The following is an 8,444-nucleotide window of genomic DNA, read 5'->3' on the forward strand; positions in this document are numbered from 1 at the left end:
GGCGGGCGGGCGATGCCCCCTCCGGTCGAACTCATGGCCGCGCACCGTCCACAGCTCGCCATCGATGAGCGCGAGAGGGTCACGGCGACGGCCGATGAGCGCGCGGCGCCGAGGGTCGTGGGGATCAGCGGCAGGCATGCCGGTGAGCGTACCGGGCTCTCGGCGCGAGGCGGCCTCAGCGACGCCGCCTCCGCGGCGACGCGACCCCCGCCTACGCGACGGAGATCTCCGTGCCCGCGATGCGGGCCCGGCCGTCACCCAGGAAGTCCACGGCAGTGATCCCCACCGCCAGCGCATCGGCGATCGCGGCGAAGCCTGCCGGCTCGAGCCGCCAGACCACGGACCCCTCGCCGTCCGTGACCACGGCGCCTCGTGCCGTCAGCGCCGTGACCCACATGCGCATCGCCATCGCCTCGCGTCCCGCGTCACCCCGCGCGAGCGTGGGGACGCGGGGGGACGATGGGGCGCCCGCGGGTGCGGGCATTGCGATGCGCGCGGTGGCGGTCATCTCGTCTCCTCAGGTCACGTGGTGCCGACACTACAGCGCGGGGACGGCATCCTCCAGGGTCCCCAGTCCCAGGCCCTCCAGTCGATACGATGACCGGGTTCGGTCCCCGGCGGAGGTGGTGCGTGGAGTTCCTGATCATCGGCGTGGTCGCGCTCATCGCGATCGCCATGGCCACGACCCTCGGACCACGCATCGGCGTTGCGGCACCGCTGATCCTCGTCGCGCTCGGGGTGGCCGTCAGCCTGATCCCCGGGGTCCCCGAGGTGGAGATCGACCCGGAGATCATCCTCGCGGGTGTGCTGCCGCCGCTGCTCTACGCGGCCGGCGTCTCGATCCCGGCGACCGACTTCCGCCGCGAGTTCAAGTCCATCGGCGCGCTGTCGGTCGTGTTGACGATCGTCTCGACCGTGCTGCTGGGCGCGCTGTTCCACGCGATCATCCCGGACCTGGCGTGGCCGTGGGCATTCGCGCTGGGCGCGATCGTGTCGCCGTCGGACCCCGTCGCGACCGCGATCATCAAGCGCCTGGGCGTCTCGCCGCGCGTGGTGTCGCTGCTCGAGGGGGAGAGCCTGCTCAACGACGCGACCGCGCTGGTGCTCCTGCGCGGCGCCGTGGCCGCCGCGGCGTCCGCCGTCACCGTGTGGACGGTGGCGTGGCAGTTCGTCGTCGCGATGGCGCTGGCCGTCGCGATCGGCTGGATCGTGGCGCGCATCAACCTGTGGGTCAGCGCGCGCATCCGCGACACCACCGCCAACACCGTCTTCACCTTCACGGTCCCGTTCCTGGCGTCGATCCCCGCCGAGCTCGTGGGGGCCTCGGGGCTGGTCGCAGCGGTGGTCGCCGGGCTGGTCACCGGCAACGGCGCGGCACGCGCGCTGTCGCCCCAGGTGCGGCAGTCCGACCACCAGACCTGGCGCGCGATCGAGCTGATGCTCGAGGGTGCGATCTACCTGATCCTGGGACTCGAGCTGATCGCGACCATCGAGGACGTCGAGCGCGACCACGCCGGCGTGGGCTTCGCTCTCTCCATCGCCGCGATCACGCTGGTCGCCGTGCTGACGCTCCGCGCGGCATTCATCGCGCCGCTGCTCGCCGGCCAGGCCCGCCGCGCCCGCCGCGCCGCGGCCCTCATCCCGCACATCGAGCATGCCCGGACGCAGCTCGAAGACCCGGATACGTCCTACGAGGCGCTGCGTCGCATGGTAGGGCGGCTCGCGGGCCGCGCGCGGTCCGAGGAGCACGCGCATCGCAGGCTCACTCGCGCGGAGGCGGACATCTCGTACCTCCTGCGCGCTCCGTTGGGGCCACGCGAAGGCGCGCTCATGGTGTGGGCCGGCATGCGCGGCGTCGTCACGGTCGCAGCCGCGCAGACGCTGCCCACCGACACTCCGGGGCGCTCCCTGCTCGTGCTCATCGCCTATTTCGTGGCGATCGGGTCGCTCGTGATCCAGGGTGGCACGGTCGCGTGGGCCGTCCGCCTGCTCAAGCCGTCGCGAGGCGCGACGCCCCAGGAGGAGGCGGATGAGCGCGCGCGGCTTCGCGATCAGCTCGACACGGCGGCGGCCGATGCGCGGGCCGCCTTCCGTGACGGCGGCACCGGTGACGGTCGCACGAGTGACGACAGCGCGAGCGCCGGTGGCTCGAGTGACGGTGGCCCGAGTGACGGTGGCTCGGGTCGCGACAGCACGGGTGTCGGCGACACTGCCGAGCGGCTCGCCGTCATCCACGCGCAGCGCGACGCCCTCCTCGACGCGCGCAGTCTCGGCACGTTCAGTTCGGCCACGCTGTCCGCGATGCTGACGGAGCTCGACCACGAGCAGATCCGGCTGGAGCTGTGACGCCTGCGCGCCGTGCACGGATGGCCTTGGGCGTCGCCGTCGTGACGGCGATAGTCCTCGCCGGGTGCAGCGGCGCTGACCCCGACCCGGCCGCCACAGTCACCGTGACGCCGGGAGTGGGCGCGAGCGACGCGGACGCCACGCCCGGCACGACCCCGCCCGCCTCGACTGAAGCGACGCCGGGCGGGCCCGAGCGCATCGGCTCCGGCCTGACGGACACCCAGATCCTCACCCACGCCGATCGCCGCTACGCGGTCGTCACGCTGCCTCTCGACACGTGGGACGTGCGGATCGACTGGGACCCGGACGCCGGGGGAGAGATGCTCGCGGATGTGGTCGCCGCCGATCCCACGATCGCGCTCGCCACCAACGCCGGCATCTTCACGCCGTCGCTGCGGCCGGGCGGGCTGCTGGTCTCCGACGGCGAGGAGCTCGTCGCGCTCAACCTCGCCGACGGCGGCGGCAACTTCCACCTGCTGCCCAACGCGGTCTTCGCCGTCCTCGACGACGGCACCGCCACCGTGGTCGACAGCACCGCCTACGAGCCGGCCGGCGTGGTGCACGCGACCCAGTCCGGCCCCGCGCTGGTGCTCGATGGCGAGATCCACCCCGCCTTCAACGAGGGCTCGACCAACCTGGCGCTGCGTAGCGGCGTCGGAGTGAGCCCCGACGGCACGACCGTCTACCTGGCGATGTCGACCGCGCTCACCAACTTCTGGGACTTCGCGACGCTGTTCCGCGATGAGCTGGGCGTCGACGACGCGCTCTACCTGGACGGCCAGGTCTCGGATCTGTGGGTCGACGGGCTGTCCGAGCCCAGCCTGCTGTCCGGCCCCTACGCAGGGGTCATCACCGCCCGACAACGGTGAACGCTCTCATCGCGCATCGCCCGCGCGGGGCCGTGCACATCGCCCCCGCCTGCGCAACACTGGGGTCATGACGGAACTGCGCGCGATCCGAGGCGACATCACGACGCTCGACGTCGATGCGATCGTCAATGCCGCTAACGAGACCCTCCTGGGCGGGTCCGGCGTCGACGGGGCCATCCACGCCGCGGCGGGCCCCGAACTGCGCGACGAGTGCCGCGAACTGGGCGGCTGCGAACCCGGGGAGGCCAAGATGACGGGCGGCCACCGTCTGCCGGCGACCCACGTCATCCACACGGTCGGACCAATCTGGCGCGGAGGCCAGCACGGCGAGTCCGAGGTGCTCGCGTCGTGCTACCGCGAGTCGATCAGGCTCGCGGCGGGTCACGGGCTCGCGACCGTCGCGTTCCCGTGCATCTCGACGGGGACCTACGGCTACCCGCAGGACTACGCGGCGGATGTCGCCGTCGCCGCGGTGCGCGAGGCCGTCGCGGAGCACCGTTCGATCCGCGAGGTCATCTTCTGCTGCTACTCGGACTACGACCTGGGGCTCTACACCGAGCGGCTAGCCTGACGGCATGACGTTCCGCTCGCGCCAGTTCTCGTACCAGAACCGCGTGGTCGCCTGGAGCCTGGGGCTCGCGCTCGCGCTGTGCCTGGCGATCTTCGCGGCCACCGGCGCGTGGGCAGAGACTCCCGTCATCTGCCTCATCACGATCGTCGTGCTGTTCGCGCTGCTGCTGATCCCGCTCACCATCACCGTGGACGCGGAGTGGGTTCACGTGAACCTCGGCGGGGTGCTCAAGCGCGACGTGCTGCTGAGCGACGTCAAGGAGATCGAGAAGCGCACCTACCGTCCCATCCGGGAGTTCGGCGGCTGGGGCTGGCGCTACGGCTTCAAGCGCCGCGCGGTCGCATACACGATGCTCGGGACCAGTGCCGTGGTGCTGACGATGCGCGACGGCACGGAGGTCTACCTGGGCGTCGACGATGAACAGGCGCTCGTGGATGCGGTCCGCCCGCGCCTCGCCGTCTGAGACCGCGCCTCGTCGTCTGAAATCGCGGGTCGCAGGCGTGATGCAGCCGCCCGAACCCTACGGTCGCAGCTATTCGCCGGTGGGCTTCTCCTCGTGTCCGCCGAACCCCTTGCGCATCGCGGACAGCACCTTCTCCGCGTAGATATCGAGGTCGCGCGAGGCGAAGCGCGAGTACAGCGCGGTGGTGAGCACCGGAGTCGGAACGCCCTCGTCGATCGCCGCGATCGACGTCCAGCGGCCCTCGCCGGAGTCCGACACGTGACCCGAGAATTCCGTGAGGTCGGCGTCCTCGTGCAGCTTCTCCGCGGTGAGGTCCAGCAGCCACGAGCCGATCACCGAGCCGCGCCGCCACACCTCCGCCACCGCGGCCGTGTCGATGTCGTACTGGTAGTACTCGGGCTGCGACAGAGGTGCCGTCTCCGCATCGGCCTGCCGTTCGGCCTTGCCGACGTTCGCGTTGCGCAGCACGTTGAGGCCCTCGGCGTACGCGGCCATCAGGCCGTACTCGATGCCGTTGTGGACCATCTTCACGAAGTGGCCTGCGCCGCTCGGGCCGCAGTGCAGCCAGCCGTGCTCCGCGCTGATGGGGTCGCCGTCGCGCCCAGGAGTGCGCTCGGCGGCCTCGACTCCAGGCGCGATCGTGTCCCAGATGGGCGCCAGGCGAGCGACGGCCTCCTCCTCGCCCCCGATCATCAGGCAGAAGCCGCGCTCGAGTCCGTGCACGCCGCCCGAGGTGCCGCAGTCGACGAGGTGGATGCCGCGCTCGCGCAGCATCGCGGCGTGCGCGATGTCGTCGCGGTAGTAGCTGTTGCCGCCGTCGATGATCGTGTCCCCGGGCTCGAGCACCTCCGCGAGAGACTCGATCACGGACTGCGTGATGGCCCCGGCGGGCACCATCACCCACACGGCTCGAGGCGCGTCGAGGGCGGTGACGAAGCCGGCCAGCTCGTGCACGGGCACTGCGCCCTCGGCGGCGAGAGCGTCCACGGCGTCGCGCGACACATCGTTCGCGGCCACCGTATGGCCGTCGCGCATGAGCCTGCGGGACAGCCCCGCGCCCATGCGCCCTAGCCCCACCATCCCCAATTGCATCGGCGTGTCCGTCGTCATGGTGTCCTCCTCCAGTGGGGCCGATGCGCGAGTCGCGCCGGCATGGATGCGTCAGTCGTGGGCGGGGAGCGGGTTGTGCCAGGGCCCGTGGTCGCCGATCAGCCGTCCGGCGGCCTCTTCGGGGCCCCACGTGCCGGGGCGGTAGGGGATCGCGCCCGCGTGATCGGTCAGCACCCCGTCGACCACGCGCCACGCGGCCTCGACCGAGTCCTCGTGGGTGAACAGGGCGCTGTCGCCCTTGAGTGCGTCCGTCAGGAGGCGCTCGTAGGGCTGACGCTCGAGCGGGCTCTCGGTGGGAAGCAGCAGTTCCTGCTCGTGGCCCACGAACTCCTCGCCGGGCCGCTTCACGCGCACCCCGAGCCCGATCTCGCCATCAGGCGACAGGCGGAACCGCAGCCGGTTGGGGTGCTGGTCGGGGTCCATCGCGTCCTCGAACAGCGCCTGGGGCGGGCGCTTGAAGTCGACCACGACCTCCCCGGCGGAGACCGCGAGGCACTTGCCGGTGCGCAGGTAGAACGGCACGCCCGCCCAGCGCCACGAGTCGATGTGCAGCTTCACGGCGGCGTAGGTCTCGACGTCGGAGTGCGGGCTCACGCCGTCCTCGTCGCGATAGCCCACGAACTGGCCGCGCACGTAGTCGTGGCGGGTCAGCGGGCGCATCGCCTTGAAGACGTTCGCCTTTGCCGACTGCACAGCGCCGTAGCCCTGATAGGTCGGGGCCTCCATGGTCAGCAGCGCGACGATCTGGAACAGGTGGTTCTCCACCACGTCGCGCAGCGCTCCCGCGGACTCGTAGAACGAGCCGCGGCCGCGCACCCCGAAGTCCTCAGCGAGGGTGATCTGCACGGACTCGATGTGGTCGCGGTTCCAGATGGGTTCGAACATCGCGTTGGCGAACCGGAAATACAGCAGGTTCATGATCTCTTCCTTGCCCAGGAAGTGATCGATGCGGAAGATGGCGTGCTCGTCGAACGCCTGCCGGATGACAGCGTTGAGCTCCGTGGCGCTGGCGAGGTCGCGGCCGAACGGCTTCTCGACCACCACGCGTGCGTTCCGGTGCAGGTCCACGCCCTGGAGCCCCTCGACCACGGTGCCGAACAGCACCGGCGGGATCGCGAGGTAGTGCGTGGGGGAGTCGCACTCGGCGAGCACCTCGCGCAGCCGGGCGAACGTCGCGGGAGCGTTGTAGTCGCCGTCGACGTAGCGCAGGAGGCCCACGAGGCGCTCGAACGCCGTCGGGTCATCGATGCCGCCTGGCCCCGCCTCGACGGCCTCGCGCGCCCGTTGCCGCAGGTCCTCGAGGGTCCAATGCGAGAACGCGACGCCCACGACGGGCACCGTCAGCCCGCCGGCCTTCACCATCCGGTACAGCGACGGGAAGATGGACTTGCGGGCCAGGTCGCCGGATGCACCGAAGAACACCAGCGCGTCGGAGGGGGTGTCGGGTGCGGCGCCGGGCATCGGGGCTCCTCGCGGTAGATCGGTGGCGGCGTGGGGCATCAGTCCCGCTCAGATCCCACAGTAGGGGCGCGGCGCGGGTCGCGCGCGGTGGATGTGGCGGCGCGCGTCAGGCGACGGCGGCGGGGTCGAGCCGGACCCCCGTCAGGTCCTCGGAGACCTGCCACAGGACGTCGATCGATCGCTGCAGGCCGATGCGCCGGTACAGCGGGAGGCGCACGGGGTTGCCGACGTTCATCCAGCGTGGGCCGTAGAACTGGCCGCCGCGGGCGCACGGGTCGGTCGCCGCCCGGAGCTGCGGGAGCGCTCCGCGCCACGCGGGCATTCCGCGGCGCTCGGCGAGCGACTCGAAGAACGTGCCGGTCGAGCCTCCGCCGCCCTCGCGGACCGTGCGCTTCTGCAGGTCGGTGTGGGACAACCCGGGATGCGCCGCGAGGGACGATGCGCGGGTCCCGGCGGCGCGCAGTTCCCGCTCGAGTCCGTAGGCGAAGTGGAGGTTGGCGAGCTTCGCCTGACCGTACGCCTTCCACTCGGTGTAGGTCCCCTCGAGGTGCGGGTTGGCCGGGTCGATGCGCCGGCCCATGTGGTGCGCGGTGCTCGTGACCGTCACCACCCGTGCGGCATCGGCCGCGACCAGCGGACCCAGGAGCCCCGCGGTGAAGGTCCAGTGGCCCAGGTGGTCGATCCCCAGCTGGGTCTCGAAGCCGTCCTCCGTCCGTCCCTCGGGCGTGGCCATGACTCCCGCGTTGTTGACCAGGATGTCGATGCGGGCGTGCGCGGCGGCGATCGTGGCCGCGGCATCTCGCGTCGACGCCTGTGAGGCGAGGTCCAGCGGCACCGTCTCGAGGGACGCGCCCGGGTGACGGGAACGAATCGTCTCCCGCGCATCGGCCGTCTTGTGGGGCGATCGCGCCGCCATGACCACATGCGCTCCCGCGCCCGCCAGCGCGGCAGTCGTCTCGAGCCCCAGGCCGCCGTTGGCGCCCGTCACGACCGCGACGCGGCCCGTCAGGTCGGGGATGTCCTCCGCGGACCATGCCATGTATGTCTCCTCAGCTGGTGGTGGTCAGGTAACGAGAGACCTGTCCGTGGGATTCCCCGGCGCTGGCCCCGGCACGGTGCTAGGTTCGAATCAGGCCCAGAGGGGAGAAACCCGTGGCAGATGAGGCCTCTGAGCCGACCAAGGGCCCGTGGGGCGTGATCGCGATGCTCGCCGCCGCGCAGTTCATCATGGTGCTCGACACCACCGTCATGAACGTGTCGATCTCCGCGGTGGTGGAGGACCTCGACACGACCGTGGTCGGTCTCCAGTCCGCGATCACCATCTACACGCTGGTCATGGCCTCGCTGATGCTGCTGGGCGGCAAGCTCGGCGACAAGTGGGGCCCCAAGCGCGCGTTCACCATCGGCATGCTCGTGTACGGCACCGGGTCCGCTGTCACCGCGATCGCGCCGAGCATCGGCGTGCTGCTGGTGGGCTGGTCCTTCGTCGAGGGCATGGGGGCCGCCCTGGTCATTCCCGCCATCGCGGCGCTGATCGTGCGGACCTACAGCGGCGCACAGCGAGTGCTGGCGTACGGCATCCTGGGCGGCGTCGCCGGAGCGTCCGCAGCGGCCGGGCCGCTCA

The 8,444-nt window shown here is 71.4% G+C and carries 9 protein-coding genes; 5 read left to right on the plus strand and 4 right to left on the minus strand.

The genetic code is table 11. The features are described 5' to 3' along the window. Nucleotides 1–211 precede the first annotated feature (211 nt). A complete protein-coding gene (locus QZ483_RS11220; protein ID WP_297084020.1) occupies nt 212–508 on the minus strand; it encodes a hypothetical protein in 297 nt (98 codons plus the stop codon). A 122-nt stretch (nt 509–630) separates the two neighbouring features. On the opposite strand from QZ483_RS11220, the gene QZ483_RS11225 reads away from it, so the two are divergent. From QZ483_RS11225 to QZ483_RS11240, 4 genes are all read left to right on the plus strand, one after another. After that, nucleotides 631–2,346 (plus strand): sodium:proton antiporter, encoded by a 1,716-nt coding sequence (locus QZ483_RS11225; protein ID WP_297084022.1) that lies wholly within the window; start codon nt 631–633, stop codon nt 2,344–2,346. After that, nucleotides 2,343–3,215, plus strand: a complete 873-nt coding sequence (locus QZ483_RS11230) for a phosphodiester glycosidase family protein (protein WP_297084024.1) — start codon at nt 2,343–2,345, stop codon at nt 3,213–3,215. The genes QZ483_RS11225 and QZ483_RS11230 overlap by 4 nt, the downstream gene beginning before the upstream one ends. A 67-nt stretch (nt 3,216–3,282) precedes the next feature. Next, nucleotides 3,283–3,786, plus strand: a complete 504-nt coding sequence (locus QZ483_RS11235; protein WP_297084026.1) for an O-acetyl-ADP-ribose deacetylase — start codon at nt 3,283–3,285, stop codon at nt 3,784–3,786. 4 nt (nt 3,787–3,790) lie between these two features. Beyond that, nucleotides 3,791–4,249, plus strand: a complete 459-nt coding sequence (locus QZ483_RS11240; protein WP_297084028.1) for a hypothetical protein — start codon at nt 3,791–3,793, stop codon at nt 4,247–4,249. 69 nt (nt 4,250–4,318) lie between these two features. Here the strand turns inward: QZ483_RS11240 and gnd are convergent, their stop codons facing one another. The 3 genes from gnd to QZ483_RS11255 form a co-directional block, all read right to left on the minus strand. Beyond that, nucleotides 4,319–5,359 (minus strand): phosphogluconate dehydrogenase (NAD(+)-dependent, decarboxylating), encoded by a 1,041-nt coding sequence (gnd, locus tag QZ483_RS11245; RefSeq protein WP_297084029.1) that lies wholly within the window; start codon nt 5,357–5,359, stop codon nt 4,319–4,321. Nucleotides 5,360–5,410: 51 nt separating this feature from the next. After that, nucleotides 5,411–6,820: a glucose-6-phosphate dehydrogenase gene (gene zwf, locus QZ483_RS11250; RefSeq protein WP_297084031.1), complete on the minus strand. Its 1,410-nt coding sequence runs from the start codon at nt 6,818–6,820 to the stop codon at nt 5,411–5,413. Nucleotides 6,821–6,926: 106 nt separating this feature from the next. Next, the gene (locus tag QZ483_RS11255; RefSeq protein ID WP_297084033.1) at nt 6,927–7,859 is read right to left on the minus strand and encodes an oxidoreductase; all 933 of its coding nucleotides are present in this window, start codon (nt 7,857–7,859) and stop codon (nt 6,927–6,929) included. Between the two features lie 113 nt (nt 7,860–7,972). Here QZ483_RS11255 and QZ483_RS11260 point away from each other — a divergent pair. Continuing rightward, nucleotides 7,973–8,444, plus strand: a 472-nt coding sequence (locus tag QZ483_RS11260) for an MFS transporter (RefSeq protein WP_297084034.1), incomplete at its 3' end; no start/stop codon positions are given.

Source organism: uncultured Demequina sp., from assembly GCF_913055775.1.
Classification (GTDB): Bacteria; Actinomycetota; Actinomycetes; order Actinomycetales; family Demequinaceae; genus Demequina.

Bases quoted from the DNA above. Each gene is read 5' to 3' on its own strand.
- QZ483_RS11220 (WP_297084020.1), bottom strand. From the start codon at position 508: ATGACCGCCACCGCGCGCATCGCAATGCCCGCACCCGCGGGCGCCCCA.
- QZ483_RS11235 (WP_297084026.1), top strand. From the start codon at position 3,283: ATGACGGAACTGCGCGCGATCCGAGGCGACATCACGACGCTCGACGTC.
- QZ483_RS11240 (WP_297084028.1), top strand. From the start codon at position 3,791: ATGACGTTCCGCTCGCGCCAGTTCTCGTACCAGAACCGCGTGGTCGCC.
- gnd (WP_297084029.1), bottom strand. From the start codon at position 5,359: ATGACGACGGACACGCCGATGCAATTGGGGATGGTGGGGCTAGGGCGC.
- zwf (WP_297084031.1), bottom strand. From the start codon at position 6,820: ATGCCCGGCGCCGCACCCGACACCCCCTCCGACGCGCTGGTGTTCTTC.
- QZ483_RS11255 (WP_297084033.1), bottom strand. From the start codon at position 7,859: ATGGCATGGTCCGCGGAGGACATCCCCGACCTGACGGGCCGCGTCGCG.